This is a genomic window from Nitrospirota bacterium, from assembly GCA_016219645.1.
GTDB lineage: Bacteria > Nitrospirota > Nitrospiria > Nitrospirales > Nitrospiraceae > Palsa-1315.
The window spans coordinates 110,412-127,091 of record JACRLR010000007.1 but is presented as its reverse complement, the minus strand read 5'-3'; the positions used below and the strand labels follow the sequence as shown (position 1 = coordinate 127,091).

General features: G+C 55.3%; 13 protein-coding genes. 7 read left to right on the top strand and 6 right to left on the bottom strand.

The window, feature by feature from the left end:
- Nucleotide 1: 1 nt before the first annotated feature.
- From arc to HZB34_01230, 7 genes are all read left to right on the top strand, one after another.
- The gene (gene arc / locus HZB34_01260) at nt 2-1,771 is read left to right on the top strand and encodes a proteasome ATPase (GenBank protein MBI5314582.1); all 1,770 of its coding nucleotides are present in this window, start codon (nt 2-4) and stop codon (nt 1,769-1,771) included.
- A 12-nt stretch (nt 1,772-1,783) separates the two neighbouring features.
- The gene (locus HZB34_01255; GenBank protein ID MBI5314581.1) at nt 1,784-3,283 is read left to right on the top strand and encodes a proteasome accessory factor PafA2; all 1,500 of its coding nucleotides are present in this window, start codon (nt 1,784-1,786) and stop codon (nt 3,281-3,283) included.
- A 28-nt stretch (nt 3,284-3,311) separates the two neighbouring features.
- Nucleotides 3,312-4,139 (top strand): proteasome subunit beta, encoded by an 828-nt coding sequence (prcB, locus tag HZB34_01250; protein MBI5314580.1) that lies wholly within the window; start codon nt 3,312-3,314, stop codon nt 4,137-4,139.
- 2 nt (nt 4,140-4,141) lie between these two features.
- The gene (gene prcA, locus HZB34_01245) at nt 4,142-4,828 is read left to right on the top strand and encodes a proteasome subunit alpha (GenBank protein ID MBI5314579.1); all 687 of its coding nucleotides are present in this window, start codon (nt 4,142-4,144) and stop codon (nt 4,826-4,828) included.
- A 188-nt stretch (nt 4,829-5,016) separates the two neighbouring features.
- Complete coding sequence (pafA, locus tag HZB34_01240) at nt 5,017-6,393, top strand: Pup--protein ligase (GenBank protein ID MBI5314578.1); 1,377 nt, start codon at nt 5,017-5,019, stop codon at nt 6,391-6,393.
- Between the two features lie 29 nt (nt 6,394-6,422).
- Nucleotides 6,423-7,397 (top strand): M23 family metallopeptidase, encoded by a 975-nt coding sequence (locus HZB34_01235; protein ID MBI5314577.1) that lies wholly within the window; start codon nt 6,423-6,425, stop codon nt 7,395-7,397.
- Nucleotides 7,398-7,900: 503 nt separating this feature from the next.
- Nucleotides 7,901-9,358, top strand: a complete 1,458-nt coding sequence (locus HZB34_01230; GenBank protein MBI5314576.1) for a hypothetical protein — start codon at nt 7,901-7,903, stop codon at nt 9,356-9,358.
- Nucleotides 9,359-9,929: 571 nt separating this feature from the next.
- Here HZB34_01230 and HZB34_01225 read toward each other — a convergent pair.
- The 6 genes from HZB34_01225 to lon all read right to left on the bottom strand — a co-directional run bounded on the left by HZB34_01225 (nt 9,930) and on the right by lon (nt 16,536).
- The gene (locus HZB34_01225) at nt 9,930-10,109 is read right to left on the bottom strand and encodes a hypothetical protein (GenBank protein MBI5314575.1); all 180 of its coding nucleotides are present in this window, start codon (nt 10,107-10,109) and stop codon (nt 9,930-9,932) included.
- Nucleotides 10,110-10,319: 210 nt separating this feature from the next.
- Complete coding sequence (locus HZB34_01220) at nt 10,320-10,691, bottom strand: hypothetical protein (protein MBI5314574.1); 372 nt, start codon at nt 10,689-10,691, stop codon at nt 10,320-10,322.
- 65 nt (nt 10,692-10,756) lie between these two features.
- Nucleotides 10,757-12,178, bottom strand: a complete 1,422-nt coding sequence (locus tag HZB34_01215) for an HD domain-containing protein (GenBank protein ID MBI5314573.1) — start codon at nt 12,176-12,178, stop codon at nt 10,757-10,759.
- Nucleotides 12,179-12,386: 208 nt separating this feature from the next.
- Nucleotides 12,387-12,848 (bottom strand): DUF2062 domain-containing protein, encoded by a 462-nt coding sequence (locus HZB34_01210; protein MBI5314572.1) that lies wholly within the window; start codon nt 12,846-12,848, stop codon nt 12,387-12,389.
- Between the two features lie 29 nt (nt 12,849-12,877).
- Nucleotides 12,878-13,957, bottom strand: coding sequence for a thiamine-phosphate kinase (thiL, locus tag HZB34_01205; GenBank protein MBI5314571.1), 1,080 nt, complete (start codon nt 13,955-13,957; stop codon nt 12,878-12,880).
- Between the two features lie 74 nt (nt 13,958-14,031).
- Entirely contained in the window at nt 14,032-16,536 is a 2,505-nt protein-coding gene (gene lon / locus HZB34_01200) for an endopeptidase La (GenBank protein MBI5314570.1), read from the bottom strand.
- Between the last annotated feature and the right edge of the window lie 144 nt (nt 16,537-16,680).

The window sequence follows — 16,680 nt, the reverse complement described above, 5'->3', positions numbered from 1 at the left end:
CATGGACGGCAAGAAAGAAAGTCCGGGTCGATTCCGGTCTCTCCGGGATTCTGTCACGCAGATCACGAAGCGGTTGGCTGAAGGGAATACGGACGTGGCATCACGCAATGACGAACATGTTCGCGAAGTTGAGAAGCTTCGTGTGCAGATCCAGTCGATGGAGGAAGAAATCCGCCGGCTGTACCAATCGCGCTACCAGCTCGAACAAGCCACCAAACAGAACGAAAAGCTTGTCACCACGCTTCAGGAAGCGAAGGCGCACATCGAATCGTTGCGCGCCGAAGTTGAAAAACTGACAGCGCCTCCCTCAGCCTATGCCATCTTTTCCAGTCTCAACAGTGACGGAACGGGAAACGTGTATGTGTCCGGACGAAAGATGAAAGTGAGCCTGCACCCATCGATCAATGGGAGTGCGATGCGCAAGGGGCAGGAAGTAGTCCTGAACGAAGCATTAAACGTCATTGAGGTCAAGGGGTTCGATATCCAGGGTGAAGTGGTGCGGCTCAAGGATGTCCTGGAAGGTAATCGGGCCTTGGTGACGTTGCATTTCGACGAAGAAAAGGTTGCGGAACTGGGCGATCCGCTGCTGGCCGAACGTTTGAGCGTGGGCGATCATCTACTCTATGATCCCCGGTCCGGCTATGTCGTCGAAAAGTTGCCGAGGTCCGAGGCAGAAGAATTGGTATTGGAAGAAGTGCCTGATGTGGACTATGAGCATATCGGGGGGTTGCAGCATGAGTTGGAGCAGGTTCGCGATGCGGTGGAATTGCCGTTTCTTCACCCGGCTCTGTTCTCAGAGTACAAGTTGAGCGCGCCGAAGGGGGTCTTGCTCTACGGCCCGCCCGGATGTGGAAAGACATTGATCGCCAAGGCAGTCGCGAATTCGATCGCGAAGAAGCTGGGACATCTTACCGGCAAAGAAGTGCGGAGTTATTTTCTGCATGTGAAGGGTCCGGAATTGCTCAATAAGTATGTCGGTGAATCCGAACGGCAAGTCCGGGAAGTCTTCAAGAAAGCGAAAGAGCGGGCGGCGGATGGCAATCCGGTCATCGTGTTCTTCGACGAAATGGATGCGCTGTTCAGAACACGGGGCACCGGAATCTCTTCCGACATTGAATCGACGATCGTCCCTCAGTTTCTCTCTGAAATCGACGGGATGGAACGGCTGCGCAATGTCATTGTCATCGGAGCCAGTAATCGCCAGGATCTCATCGATCCGGCCGTGCTTCGCGCCGGACGGTTAGATGTAAAAGTCAAGGTCGGTCGTCCCGATGTGGTGGCGGCAAAGGATATTTTCTCGAAGTATCTGAGTATCGACCTGCCGTTTTCAGAGGAAGATTTGGCTCGCCATGGGGGAGACGCCAAGGCCTTGGTCCAAAAGATGACCGATCTCACGGTCGAGGCGATGTATGCGTCATCGGAAGAGAATAAGTTTATTGAGGTCACATACGCAAATGGCGAAAAGGAAGTGCTCTATTTCAAGGATTTCGCGAGCGGTGCGCTGATCGAAGGCATCGTGTCACGCGCGAAAAAGTTTGCCGTCAAACGGGCGATCGCAAAGGAAGGCCGTGGTCTTCAATCCGAGGATTTGATCCGGGCCATCCGTGAGGAGTTTAAGGAACACGAAGACCTGCCCAACACGACCAATCCGGACGACTGGGCGAAGATCTCCGGAAAGAAAGGCGAGAAGATCGTGCATCTTCGGACGATCAGTGGAGGTCCGGGCGAGTCGCGTCAGATCGAAACCGTTACGACAGGGCACTATCTCTAAGACATCACATCTATGCAGGACCCTATCTCGCTGACGATTCCCCGCGTCATGGGGACAGAAACAGAATTCGGCATCGCGTCGCGCGATCCTGCCGCAGCCGACCCTGTGTCCAATTCCATCGCTGTCATCGGGCACTATCCAGGTCTGCCGGCCCCTCTTGCCGTGTGGGACTATGAAAATGAAAATCCGCTGCTCGATGCGCGCGGATTCGAGGTCGAGGGAGAGCGGGAGCGGCCCAATCCTGAATACAACCGTCAGTTGAATAAGGTGCTGGCCAATGGGGGACGACTCTACGTTGACGGCGCCCACCCTGAATACTCCACCCCTGAGTGCAATAACCCGCGAGAGATCGTCGCCTTCGAACGAGCCGGTGAGCGGATTCTCGCTCAGTGCCTCGCACAGATGGTGCGTGTTACAGGACGAGACCATTGTGTGCTGTACAAGAACAACTCGGACGGCAAGGGCAACAGCTACGGCTATCACGAGAATTATCTCATGTCCCGTGCGGTTCCTTTCGAGCGCATCGTGAAGGTCCTGGCGCCATTCTTTGTCACGCGACTTGTTTTTGCAGGGGCAGGCAAGGTCGGCGCAGAAAATCAGACCAGCCCAACGGATTATCAGATCTCGCAGCGCGCGGATTTTTTCGAGTGCCTCGTCGACCTGAATACGATGGTCAGGCGGCCTATCGTCAATTCACGGGACGAGCCGCATGGAGAGCATGACAAGCACCGACGATTGCACGTGATCGTGGGCGATGCCAACATGGCGGAGCTTTCGACCTACCTCAAGGTCGGCACCTTGTCCATTGTCCTGGACCTGCTCGATGCAGGAGTGGATCTTCCGCAATTTGAGTTGGATGATCCAGTTAGAAGCATCAAGAAGGTGTCTCGCGATGTCGGCATGAAGGAAGCCCTCAAACTGACGGGGGGGCGATCAACAACGGCGGTGGAAATTCAACGAGCGTATTTGAAGGCCGCCATGGGTTACTATGCCTGTCGCGATCTGCCTCAAGTCACGAAAGACATCCTTGTCCGTTGGGAAGACGTGTTGGATCGGTTGGAGCAGGACCCCCGGCTCTTGGTGCGGGAATTGGATTGGGTGGCCAAACGCCAGATGATGGAATCCTATATGGAGCGGAAGGGCTGTGGGTGGGACGATCCACGAATCCGCTTAATGGATCTTCAATATCACGACGTCCGTCCTGACAGAGGTCTCTACTTTACGCTCGAGCGTAGTCACTTGATCGAACGTATCGTACAGGACGTCGAAATCATTCGGGCGGAAGCCACCCCGCCTCCAGGGACGCGAGCCTATTTTCGTGGACGATGTGTCAGCAAGTTTGCGAAGTCACTCTATGGGGTCAGTTGGACGTCGGTACTGTTCGATGTCGGGAATAATCAGGTCAAACGAGTGCCATTGATGGACCCGTTGAGAGGGACAGCCTCGTTGACGAGCGACCTCCTCGATCAGGTCGAGACCGTCGATGCATTACTGGAAAAGCTGAAGGCTTGACCAACAGAGACCCCGGGCGATCCACATTATGAAACTGCCATTTCTCCCGAATCATAATGAATCGAGTTTTTTCGATTTCTTGACCCAGCACCACCCCGGGCTTACTCCGACCGGTCGCAGCGGATCGCTGCAGACTCAAGCCGCGGCCGAGGCGACCCGTGGAGCCGGCTCTGTCAACGTGCCGCAGGCCACCACGGTACTCGCCATCAAATATCAGCAGGGTGTGGTGATTGCCGGGGACCGTCGCGCGACGGAGGGATTTCAAATTGCCGAGCGGCGGATCGAAAAGGTTTTCAAAATTGATGAGTATTCCGCCATGGCGATCGCAGGGGCCGCCGGCCCCTGTATCGAAATGGCCAAGCTGTTCCAAGTGGAGCTGGAACATTATGAAAAACTGGAAGGGGTCCAGCTGTCCTGTGAAGGGAAGGCCAACAAGCTAGGACAAATGGTCAAGGCCAATCTGCCGATGGTCTTTCAAGGGCTGGTCGTCATGCCGCTGTATGTCGGCTACGATCTGAAGCGAGCAGAAGGCCGCATCTTCAAGTACGATCTCGCGGGTGGCCGGTACGAAGAGTCGGACTACCACGCGATCGGGTCGGGCGGCAAAGATGCGCGTAATGCGATGCGGGAGCATTTCCTCAAAGGTCTGGGGGAGCCTGATGCGCTGAAGTTGGCTCTGCTGGCTCTGTACAATGCAGCAGATGACGATGTCGGCACCGGCGGCCCAGATCTCGTGCGGGGCATTTACCCCACCGCGAAGATCGTGAACGCGACCGGCATTATCGATGTCTCCGACCAGCAGATCCGCGGTATCTATGACGGGTTGATTGCGACCCGCCGGTCCAAGGAGAACTGAGTATGCCAATGCCCTATTACGTCTCGCCCGAGCAGATGATGCAGGACAAGGCGGAGTATGCCAAGAAAGGCATTGCGAAAGGCCGTTCCATCATTGCCCTCGAATATGTGAGTGGGATCCTTCTTGTCGCGGAGAATCCCAGCGCCTCCCTGTATAAGATATCCGAGGTGTACGACAGCATTGCCTTTGCGGGGGCCGGCAAGTACAGCGAGTTTGAGAACCTCCGAAAGGCCGGCATTAGACATGCGGACCTCAAGGGATTCATGTATAGCAGGGAAGATGTGACGGCTCGCTCACTTGCGAACGGCTATTCACAAAGCCTCGGCACCATTTTCAGCCAGGAGTTGAAGCCGCTGGAGGTAGAAATCCTGGTTGTCCAGGTGGGTCACAATGGTCAGGCCAACGAGATGTACCGCATATCTTTTGACGGGAGCATCATCGATGAGCGTGCCTTTGCGGTGATCGGAGGCAAGTCCGAGGCCGTGCAGGCCGTGTTACGAGAAAAAGGGTTCACACAACCTCCGGAACTTCAAGCTGCGCTTGTGCTCTGTATTGCCGCACTCGACCAAGTTGGGAATCAGAAACTCTCGCCGGAGAGTTTGGAAGTAGCAGTGTTAGACCGCACCAGAGACGGACGAAGATTCCGACGGCTGACTCCGGTGGACACCAAACAGCTCCTCACCACCTAACCTGTTTATTTGGTTTGTTTGGTTTGACTCGTTTGTTTGGTTGCACGAGACTGACCGGAAGGACCAAATAAACTAAACAAACCAGAGAAACCGGGCTCGTTTCACCCCAACGGCGGATCATGCACTTCTGTTGAAGAAGCCGGAGCCGGCTGCTATTCTGTGTTGACTACATGCTGCAACCCAGCCCCTTGAGACGACGCATTTTCGGTTTGGAGAATGAGTACGGACTTATCTTTTCTCCGAACGGTCGCGTCTATTTGCCGATGGAGAAGGTGCTGGGATATATTTTTGAAGGCCTCATTCCGAACAGCTGGCCTTCCAATGCGTTTCTCGTGAACGGCGCCAGGTTTTACCAGGACACGGGTTGCCATCCTGAGTATTCCACCCCCGAGTGCGACAACATCCTTGATCTTGTCATCCATGATAAAGCCGGTGAACGGTTGCTTGAGGCTTGCCTGCCGGCAGCAGAAGAACGATTGCGAGAAGAAGGCCTGTCCGGCGAAATCTACATATTTAAGAACAACACGGACTCGTTGGGCAACACCTATGGGTGCCATGAAAACTTTCTTATGCGCCGCGATGTTGATTTCTGGAAAGTCACGGAGCAGCTCATTCCCTTCTTTGTCACGCGGCAGATCTATAGCGGTGCCGGTAAGGTCTTGAAGGTATCCGGCAAGCCACAATATTTCATCTCTCAACGAGCGCAACACATTCACGAGAAGACCTCCTCTTCGACAACCTCTTCTCGCAGCATCATCAATACCAGAGACGAACCGCATGCCGATGCGGAACGTTACCGCCGCCTCCATATCATCGTCGGGGATTCCAATATGTCGGAGTTCGTGACATTTTTGAAGGTCGGTACGGCGTCACTGGTGCTGTCCATGATCGAAGAGGGGTACGGGGTCCAAGGAATGGAGTTTGAGGACCCGGTAAAAGCCATTCGGGAGATTTCGCGCGATCCAACCCTGAAGCGCAAGGTCAAGCTTGATGATGGTCGCCAGTTGACAGCGGTCGAAGTTCAACGGATCTACCTCGATCGGGCGCAGGAGTATTTGGCTCAACAGACGCATGATCCGCTCCTCGACGATGTGTGGCAACGATGGGCTATGGTCCTGGAAAAACTGGACGAAGACCCCATGCAGCTGGTGCGCGAAATCGATTGGGTGACCAAGCGCCATCTCATCCAGTCCTATATCGACAAGAAGGGGTGCGGCTGGGATGATCCGCGGGTGTTCCTGCTCGACCTTCAATTTCATGACGTCAAACGGACGCGCGGGTTATACTATCTGATGGAATCCAGGGGGCTGATCGAACGGGTGGTGGAGGAGGAGGCGGTGCAACGGGCCATGTCGACCCCTCCCCAGACCACGAGGGCGAAGGTGCGCGGCGACTTTATCCGGTTTGCCCGTGCAAAAAATCGGTCCTATACGGTCGACTGGACCTATCTGAAACTCAATGGCTATTGGGAAGAGACGATTCTCTGCATGGACCCCTTCAGTGCCGTAAATCGGCGCGTGGATGAGTTACTTTCCCAGGTGGCGGGACTACGGTTCTACCGATGATGACTGCGGGCAACCAGGCGCGTATGCGGATCTCACGGCTTGATCGAATGTTGATTACGGCTATTGTGTTGCTATCCAGTGTCTTTCCCGTTGAGTTGTTTTCCAATACGCCTCCTGCACCCATGGGCTTCGATGGAGAATACAGCGGTAAGCAGGGGCAGGTGCTGCTGATCAAGGTGAAGGGTGAAGAACAGGCGACGGAAGTGAAGGGAGTGTTTCTGAGCCGGACGATTCCATTTTTCCGGGAATTCAGGCCTGGGGAGCCGGCCGGCTATCTGGGATTGCTCGGGATCGATATGCAGGACGAACCGGGGACCTATGAGCTCGCTGTCGAGGTGAGGCAGGGCGAACAGGCCAAGCGGTTGAGCGTTAACATTCTGGTGGCCAAAGAAAATTTTTCCGTTGAGCATCTAACATTGCCGAAAGAGAAGGTCGATCTGGATGAGAAGGCCACGGCACGCTGGAAAGCCGAGCAGGAGCAAGTCAAGCAGGCGCTCGCGGAGAACTCGCGCTTGAAGTTATGGCGCAGCAACTTTTTGGAGCCGGTGAATGGCAAGCGCACCGGCATTTTCGGCAGCGTGCGGGTGATGAACGGGAAGCCTCGCAATCCACACAATGGAGAGGATATCGGCGCGCCGGTGGGAACCGACGTGGCAGCGACGAACGATGGAGTCGTGCGCCTGACCGTCGATCATATCTTCTCCGGCAGGGGAGTCTTCGTCGATCACGGGCTTGGCTTCTACAGCATGTATTTCCATCTGTCAGAGATTCTGGTGAAGGATGGCGATCTGGTGAAGGCAGGGCAGATCATCGGTAAGGTGGGGGCGACTGGCCGCGCCACCGGCCCGCATCTCCATTGGGGCGTCAAACTCAACGGCGCCCGTGTGAACCCCTATTCGATCCTCGATCTGCCACTCAAGAACGGTTCGACATCGGCGGTGACGATTTCCACTCCCGCTCCTGAACCTCCGCCAGCTCAGAAGGCTGTACCAATCAAAGAATAGTCCGGAGAGCAGGTGCGCCAGGGCTCAACCGCTCACCTGCCTACCGGAGCGACCCTTGCGGACGCGGCGGGGCGGAATCCTTCTGGAATTCCTTCGGCCACGATCTTCGACCCCGGTGCCTCAGTCAGTTCCAGCTTTCCTTCCCCGCCGCATCTCGCTGGGTCCCCGCTCCTTCCGGCAATGTTCGCTCTGAGCCCTGGCACACCTGCTGGATAGAATTTGACTCTTCTCAATCGAAAAAGTAGCCTGCCCCCATCCGTAGTGTCAAAAGGGCAGGGGATTGCAGAATTATGATCAATAAGAGCGTTATCCTAATATCGCTAGTGATGTGCTTCTCTTTGACCGCATGTGCCGTGACACAGAGCGGAGCCTTGTATCAGGCACAAAATTCATACAAAAAGGCTGACTATGAGACATGCCTTGTGAAGCTGAGTCAGGCAGAAGGATATGGAGAGTACTCTGAGTCCGTGAGCTCTGAAATTTCGTTATATAGAGGGCTATGTTTGGAAAGAGCGGGACGCAAGTCAGAAGCGGTGGCGGTCTATCAAAACCTGACTCGGAAATACCCTGCATCAAACGGGGCTGCCCGAGCCCAGGGGCGCATAACAAACTTGACCCTTATCTCGACCCCGTCCATGGAGTTCGAAACCAATCAGGCCTTGAACAGCCATCTGGCTCCCTCCGCGAGGACGATGTTGCTCCTCAAAGTGCACGTGGATTCCCGACATATCCCATTACCAGGGTCGGGCAACATCCCCAAGGATACCGCTTACGATGCCGATGTTGTGTTGAGCAAACGCTATTTGGCCGTAAGTACTACCGACCACGTCACGATCCTGGACTTCGAGAAACGGCGCCGCATTTTTGTGGAGAAGAAGACGGGGAAGTATGTCGACTACTCGCTTTACGATTCCATCGGGTTCAGAGTGTTGGAACTCAATAATCGAACGGTGATGAATCAAATGTTGATCAACGCGAAGATCGACAAGCAGATAGCAGAGCGAGAAGACAACGAGCACAGCTTATCGATCCAGACGCACCCTCCTTTGGTCATTAGTGTCGATCGCGACAGTGATGAAACGGTATTCATGACCGCTGGCAAGTCCTTGTTCCGTCAGAGCCTCAAGGGCATGCCGGTCACCGTCGAAGATTCGATGGCCTTCGCTCAGTTTCTTCGATACAACTTTGGGGGACATCCCTTCATTCTGGACAATGTCGCTCAGGGAAAACTGATCCCATCGAGAGCCACGTTCACCTTTCGAAACATAGCAGCGGTCAACTCGCTCACTATCGCGGTGACGAGCGCGCAAACAGTCGACGATGGTCCCTACAGTTTACAACCATATGCGCAGCGCATGCTGATGCAGTCTCAAGACGGCCTAGACGAAATCCTCGATCGTGCTTGGAACATGCCGGTATTTCAGATGGATGAAGAAAAACAAAAACTAAGAGAGGAGATCGCAGCCGCCTTTAGGGAGGCTCGACCTTTTGATGCGTTCTTGGGAACAACGGAGTATGCACTCACAACGGGGGAACTGCTACCCGCGTTTTCGGCGGACGAGAAAGGCATGATAGAGTCAGATGCTGCCTTCCGGAAACTCTTACTCGCCCTCAACCCTGATACCAAGGAACGGCTTCAAGAAGCTATAAAGACACTTCAGGAGTTACAACAGCATGCTCGGAGTAAACAACACATTCTCACAATCTTCGAGGCCAATCATCGAAAGGCATTGGGCGAAACTCTTGCAGCCCAAAGGCTATTCACCGAGGTCTTGCAAAGCCACCCGTTGTTAACCGGCGCCTACAAGGATCTGGGTGACGCGCTGCTTTTGGGCTACGACACCCCGAATGCTTGGCGCTGTTGGGACATCGGGAGGCGCATCGCTCCCCAATTTGGAGCCTTTTCTGAAGTCACTCAATTCGAGAAGAAGTTGGAGGCAGAGCATCCGGAATTCTTTTGAGCCCTCATCGCTTGTAGGAAGAGGCGAAGGGAAAAAGAAGCCACAGGAGAAGAGGATGTACCGGGAGTCTTTTTCGACCAAAGAAGGGGGGCATTCTGGATTGTGTGAACCATCGAGCCTTTGTCCGGAGAAACAATTCAGAATGTCGCCGTTCCGTTGTTTCATGGGAGGACTGAGAACAGGGACATGCTACTTTTCGTCATGAGCGCAGTCTAGATACTTTCTGAATGCATGTTCGATTAATGATCACTCCAAGCTCGCTCGTTCTCTCTCCAGAATGGGAGCTGATGAACTTCTACTGCGCGCGTCCAACGAGCACCTTCTAATACCTCAACTTCCCAAGAGGGAGTGGACAGATTGTTCTTTACTGCGCGCATCGAGCGACCACAGCTTTATCGTGGGGACTCTGCGAGCAAGAAGAACGGTCTGCCCGCTCCCTCGCCTCTTTCTTATCGCGCGCGTTCTGCGAGCAAAAATGGCACCTGGTCGCCCCCTCTTATTCTTCTGCAAGAGAAGAATACATATCCCGGGAGTCTTTTACGGCTGCGGGGAATAGGGCCCAGCTGAATTCTTATTTTTCCTGTTTGAGGCCGAACAACAATCCGGCGACTCCGACCACTCCGCCAAGGAACAGGAGAAATGATCTGGTGTCCGGAAGCGAAGGGTCAGTCTTTGGGGACCAGTCAACTCCGAGTCCCAGTGCGATGAGTACCATCCCAAGGCCGACGAGCAGTTTCCAGCGCAGCGCCATGCCGCATGGTACTCTTTCGTGCGGCACTGGTCGACTGGCAGCTGAAGCGAGGAGTGGCAACGCGATCGGGAGGGGCTGACAATGTGACCAGAGAAAATGTCCCGCGTGTCCCATCAGGTCTGTTCTCACGCAGGCCGTGAAGAAAAATGTACCGGGAGTCTGTTTGAAACGCTGATGTGATCCCGACTCGCCCTGCATCAAGAGCAGTCTCTACTTTCCCATCCCGCTTAAGCCGCCGAGTAAGGGTGCCAGGGCTTCTTCGCCTGGGCCTTTGCCGTTCTTCATATCGGCATTGATTTCATCGAACAACTGATTGGCCTCGGGGCCGAGGGAACGGATGGTCCGTTCGAGACCTCCTGACATGAGTTGTTTCTGTATCAGTGCGTCGGAGATCTTGCCGGCCTTGATGTTCTCATCAAGTAGTTCGGAGAGCTGCTGGAGCTTCTTGTGAAGATCCGGCGGGAGTGAATTCAGGATGCCTGTGGCGTCTGGTGGGAGACCGTCTCCGGCTGATTGGGCGAAGGCCGGCGTCGTGGCAAAGAGGGTCACAGCTATTGCGATCCAGAGAAGGTGCTGTTTCATACTGTCCTCCCTTAAGGCAAGTCACAAGGACAGTATCTCAGCTTTTCTGAGTCGAACAAGCAATACTACAAATTGGTTTCGAGGCTGGAGGGGGTCTTGTTCAGTACTGTGGCGGCGGCGCGTGAAAGGGCTGCGTCGTGTTGGTGGTCAAGCGTGTAGATGCGAAATTGGACGAGCCTGGTCGGCAGAAGGTCGAGAAATTCCTCAAGCGGCTCGGTTGAGATACTTCTAGTGCTGGGGTCGTAGACATAGAGGGGGTTGCCGCGACGGTCTTTCGGGTCTGGCCGTGGGTCGAGCGGTGCCATGTCGACATGGAACTCCACTTTCTGAAGCCGCGCGGGCAATTCGTTCTTGATCTGTTCTTCAAAGTGCGTGTGGCTGGGAAAGTCCATGCCTCGTTCCTGGCCCTTTTCCTTGAGTACGGCGCTGTAGGCCATCTTCCACTTGACGTCGCGGACGAGAATCCGCTGCCATTCTGTACCCAAACGCCGCTCGGCTGCATGGCGCGAGGTCTTCCATCCCCGCACCTGTTCAAGCAAGGACCAGTCGGTCAGCGTGAGGTACTCATCCATCTTCTTGCGAGGGTCGTGGGGAAACACGAGCTTCATGGTGTCGCCGAAGATGTTACGAAGGTGGATGTCAATCGCCCGAGTGGTTCGGTGATAGTAGACATTGGAATAGAGATACATGCGGGTATTGAGGAACATCTGTAGGGCCGGCAGGCCCGTCTTATGAATTGTAAATCCCTTATCCGTGATGATCGTATAGTGAATGAGCCTGGATAGATCGACCGGGCCAACCGCCACGCCACACATGTAGGAGTCGCGCAGGACATAGTCGAGGTTGTCTGCGGTGTAGCTGCCGGAAATGACCGGTTGGAGCATATTGAGCCATCGGGGAATACGGGAATTGTCTTTCCCCTTTTCTTTGAGAATGACATGGGCGATCTGGTCCGGGTTGAGTTCCTCGCCTCGATCAAAGGGGCCGGACGGGCTGCGCCGGAGCTTACGGATGATCGGACCGAGATGTTCGCGGATGATGATCTGCCCTAGTTTTTCGTGGCTGGCATGGAAGGCATGTAAGTAGTTGTCGTCGAAAAAATGGCAGAAGGGCCCGTGGCCGATGTCGTGGACAAGTGCCGTGACACGAAGAAACTCCTCAACATAGTTCGCCGAAGGAATCTCTTTGACGGACTTTTTGAGGAACGGATAGAGATGCTGCGCAAAGCGGCCTGCCACATGCATCGTGCCGATTGAGTGGACAAAGCGCGTATGTTCCGCCGAGGGATAGACCCAACGGGCGCTTTGGAGTTGATAGATGTATCGCAGACGTTGGACCCAGGGGGAATCGATTAGGTCTTTTTCTGTCCGTTCATGCGGGTCCGCAGAGGAGAAGGGCACAGTGAAGGAGACGTATTGATGGATTGGATCGGCGATCAGCGCAGAGCCGTCGTATGGAGCGGTGGATTGATGACTGGATTCGTGCATGACGTCCCGTCATCTTAGCGTACATCTCGTGGGGGCGGCAATGGCTCTGTCTAGCAGGATGCTGAAAAAGGCCGCCAGCTGCGTTCCCTGCCTCCGCCGAAGCGCTTCGCGCAGGCAGGTCGCATCGTTCAGACCCTCAACGTACCCCAAAGGGTACGCCTCGGGCCTTCACTCGTTGCGGCCTTGCTGGACGACCTTTTTGAGCATCCTACTGTTGGGTAGGCTCCTGGCCGAGCGGGTGTGACTGCCGATGTTTGGCCAAGAAATAGTAGGCGAGTGGGTAGGCGATCGCCGACCCCAGTACACTCAAGACAAATCCTCCAAGAAAGAATGGCACGGCGTAGGGCATGATCTGTTCATAGATCGCGCTGAAACTCACATCGTGCCAGTCGAAAGATGGACTGTCCGATCGTCCGAGCAAGAGGGCCCCGACCCAGTAGGTGGCGCCGAGGATAGGAACTATTGTCCAGGGGTTGTTGAGATAGGCGCCTGCCATGAGGGCGAGAAGGTTGAGCCTCAATGCCCAGGCGCAGACAATCACTATCACTGTGTGTAGCCCGTAAACCGGGGAGAAACAGATGAAGACTCCAATGGCGAAGGCTAACGCTGTTCGCTGTGGTGACTCCTGGAGATGGAGAACCTGTTTCAACAGCGATCGGACCGAAGGAATTTTGGCCATGGTGTCGTGGATGAAACTGGTTATGTGAAATGTCGGTAACTGCGGTTCTCTAACCGGTGACGTTGGCCGTAGGGGGAAAGGACTTGGATGCCAAACCGAAGGGGCCGAATATTCCCGATGCAGGTGAGAGCAAATCCTTTGTTGCTGGCCATCCGATCAAGTCGTGCACGTTGGCGTGGCGATACGGTAAAGAGCAATTCATAATCCTCCCCTCCGGTCAGCGCGAGGTCCGCCTGGTTCAGTTTCCTGGTAGCTGCATAGGCGCGGCAAGCTGTCGAGAGGGGGAGAGCGCGCAGATCGATCTCTGCTCCGACATGGCTTTGCTCGCAGATATGGCGGAGATCGCCGGAGAGACCGTCTGAAATATCGATTGCGGCGGTTGCGAGACGATGGGTACCGAGCCATTGGCCCTCTGTGACGCGCGCGGTCGGACGCAGATGCCGTTCGATAAGAAATTGCCGATGTCGATTCGAGAGTGCAGCAGTGCGCCGATGAGGCATCGTGCGAAATGGCGGTTCATTCAAAAGTCTCAGGCCGGCCAATGAATCGCCGATTGTGCCGCTCACGTAGAGGAAATCTCCGACTCGCGCGCCGCTCCGGAGGAGGGCCTGGTGGGGAGGGACCATTCCGGTCAAAGTCAAGCTGAGAAACCATCCGCGGGACGAAGCTGACGTATCTCCGCCGATCAGTCCGACATGGTGTGGGCGGCAGGCGGCCATCATCCCTCGGTACAGCTGGTGGACCTGGCGGCTGGCGCCGGTACGGGGAATCGCCAAGGAAGCGAGCAGGTGCTGCGGGGTTCCCCCCATCGCGGCGATGTCACTGAGATTTGCTGCTGCGGCGCGGAAACCGATATCGAATAGTGTGGCGGTTCGGAGATCGAAATGGATCCCTTCCGTTAACAGGTCGGTTGTCAGCACCGTCCATTGACCGGCCTGCGACGTGATGATTGCGGCATCGTCGCCGATTCCTTGTATCACGGAAGAAGTGCGGCGCCCATGGCGTCGGTGGAGGGCTCGAATGAGATCGAATTCCCGGATCGTGGGGCGGGTCTTTGTGCGGGCCGTGGAGGCCATGCTCGACGGATTGGTCCGGTTCATCCGGTTAGTTTAGTTCAACCAAACAAACCAAATAAACCAAATAAACAAGAGACACTTCGTGTTTCAGTATCCTGCTACTGGAACTGTAGGGGAGACGTCGCCGCACTGCTTGCATGCACGGGCAGGGAGCGAGCCGCTCGCCCTGTCTTCACCCGCGCGGCCTGTTTCTTTGATTGTGGCGGCGGCTGGTCGGGCTTGCCCGCAGGACGTAGGGATTTCGAGCCACGCCGAAGCGCCACCTTCATGACATCATCCATTGTGTCGGCAAACACGAGGTGAATGCCTTTCAAAATGTGCTTGGGGATTTCGTCAAGATCCTTTTTGTTGCGTTTCGGGAGAATCACAGTGGTAAGTTTGGCTCGTTTGGCTGCCAAGAGTTTCTCCTTCAATCCCCCGATGGGGAGCACTCGGCCACGGAGCGTGATCTCGCCGGTCATAGCCAGGTCTCGGCGTACCGGGATTTGCGACAACGTCGAAGCAATGGCGATGGCCATGGTAATGCCTGCCGATGGCCCATCTTTGGGGATGGCTCCGGCCGGCACATGGATATGGATGTCCTGAGTGGTGAATGCATCGGGATTGATGCCGAGCGTGCGCTCCCGCGACCGGACATAGCTCAAGGCGGCTTGGGCGGATTCTTTCATGATATCGCCCAACTGGCCGGTGAGGGTCAATTGCCCCTTCCCTTTCATCGCCGTGGCTTCGATATACAGGACATCGCCGCCGGATTCCGTCCAGGCTAGGCCGGTAGCCACGCCGATCTCGTCCGTTTCCAATTCCTCTTCCGGCACGAATTTGGGGACGCCGAGGTACTTGTGCAGATTGGCTGGATTGACAGGGAACCCGACGCCTTTGCCTTCCGCCACTTTTTTCGCCACTTTGCGCATGACGTTGGCAATCTCGCGTTCGAGGTTACGCACGCCGGCTTCTCTCGTATAGTTGGCGATGATCTGGCGCACCGCCGATTCGGCAATGCGGACGTGCTTTTCGGTGATGCCATGTTCGTTGAGTTGCCGAGGGATCAGATATTTCTGAGCGATGCCCAGTTTTTCTTCTTCGGTATAGCCGGGGATCCCGATCACTTCCATCCGATCACGTAAGGCGGGCAAAATAGGGTCGATCAGATTCGCCGTGGTAATGAACATGACTTCGGTCAGGTCGAAGGGCACGCCCAGGTAATGATCCGTGAACGAGTTATTCTGTTCCGGGTCGAGCACTTCGAGTAAGGCTGCGGAGGGATCACCTCGAAAATCCATTCCGACTTTGTCGACTTCGTCCAGCATGAAGACAGGGTTGTTCGTGCCGGCTTGTTTCATGCCTTGGATGATGCGGCCCGGGAGTGCGCCGACGTAGGTACGTCGATGGCCGCGGATCTCGGCTTCGTCACGGACGCCGCCGAGACTGATGCGGACGAACTCGCGGCCGAGTGCGCGGGCGATCGATTTTCCGAGCGAAGTTTTTCCGACGCCAGGGGGGCCGACGAAACAGAGAATCGGGCCCTTCATTTTGTCTTTGAGCTTCCGTACTGCAAGATACTCAAGGATCCGTTCCTTGACCTTTTCCAGATCGTAGTGGTCTTCATTGAGCACTTTGGCGGCAGCCTTGAGGTCGAGGTTGTCCTTCGATCTCTTGGACCAGGGCAGTTCCACGATCCATTCGATGTAGGTTCTGACGGTCGCAGATTCGGCTGTATCCGGGTGCATCTTCTCAAGCCGTTTGAGCTGCTTTTCGGTTTCCTTCAGCACCTTCTCCGGCATTTTCAGTTCTGCGACACGCTTGCGAAACTCGCTGATTTCCTCCGCGCGCTCGTCGAGCTCGCCCAGCTCTTTCTGGATCGCTTTGAGTTGCTCGCGCAGGAAGTACTCACGCTGGGTCTTGTCCATCTCCCCTTTGGCCTGGGCTTGAATCTTTTGTTGCATGGAGAGGACTTCAATTTCTTTTCCGAGAATCTCACTGACATGCCGGAGGCGTTTGACCGGATCGACGATCTCCAGAACTGCCTGGGTGGCCTCGACCTTGAGGCCGAGATTTGACGCCACCATGTCGGCCAGCCGCCCCGGGTCTTCGAGGTTCTCGATCACGATCATCACGTCCGGGATCAAGACCTTGCCCAGACTAATGATCCGTTCGATCTGTTCCTTGACCGTCCGCATGGCGGCTTCGGTTTCGAGTGCGGCGCCGGCCGGCTTGTGTTCGGTGAGTTTGTCGATACGCACGGAGTAATAGGGTTCAGACTGAACATAGCCGGCTATCTTGGCCTTCGAGAGCCCCTGCACGAGTATTTTGATCCGTTCATCGGGCAATTTCAGCATCCGCATAATGATGCCGACCGTGCCGATCGTATGGATATCCTCCGGTGAGGGATTTTCGACGTCCAGGGCCTTTTGCGTCGAGAGAAAGATCATTCGATTACCGGCTAACGCGGCTTCGATCGCTTTGATCGACATCTCCCGTCCGACAAAGAGAGGGAGGACCATGTAGGGGAAGACGACGATGTCTCGCACCGGCAACATGGGAAGCTGGTCGGGAACGTCGACGTTCTGGGGCAGCTGCAAGTCCTGTTCGCTCGGGTCGTTCATGGGAACTGGTGTCCTTGTTTCTTTGGTTTGTTTGGTTTATTTGGTTGAGGAACGGGATGCACAAAACAATCAGATGACCATTGGCTCTTTAATTGACTGGACCAACCAAATGAACGAAACAAACCAAATCAACCAAACAAACGG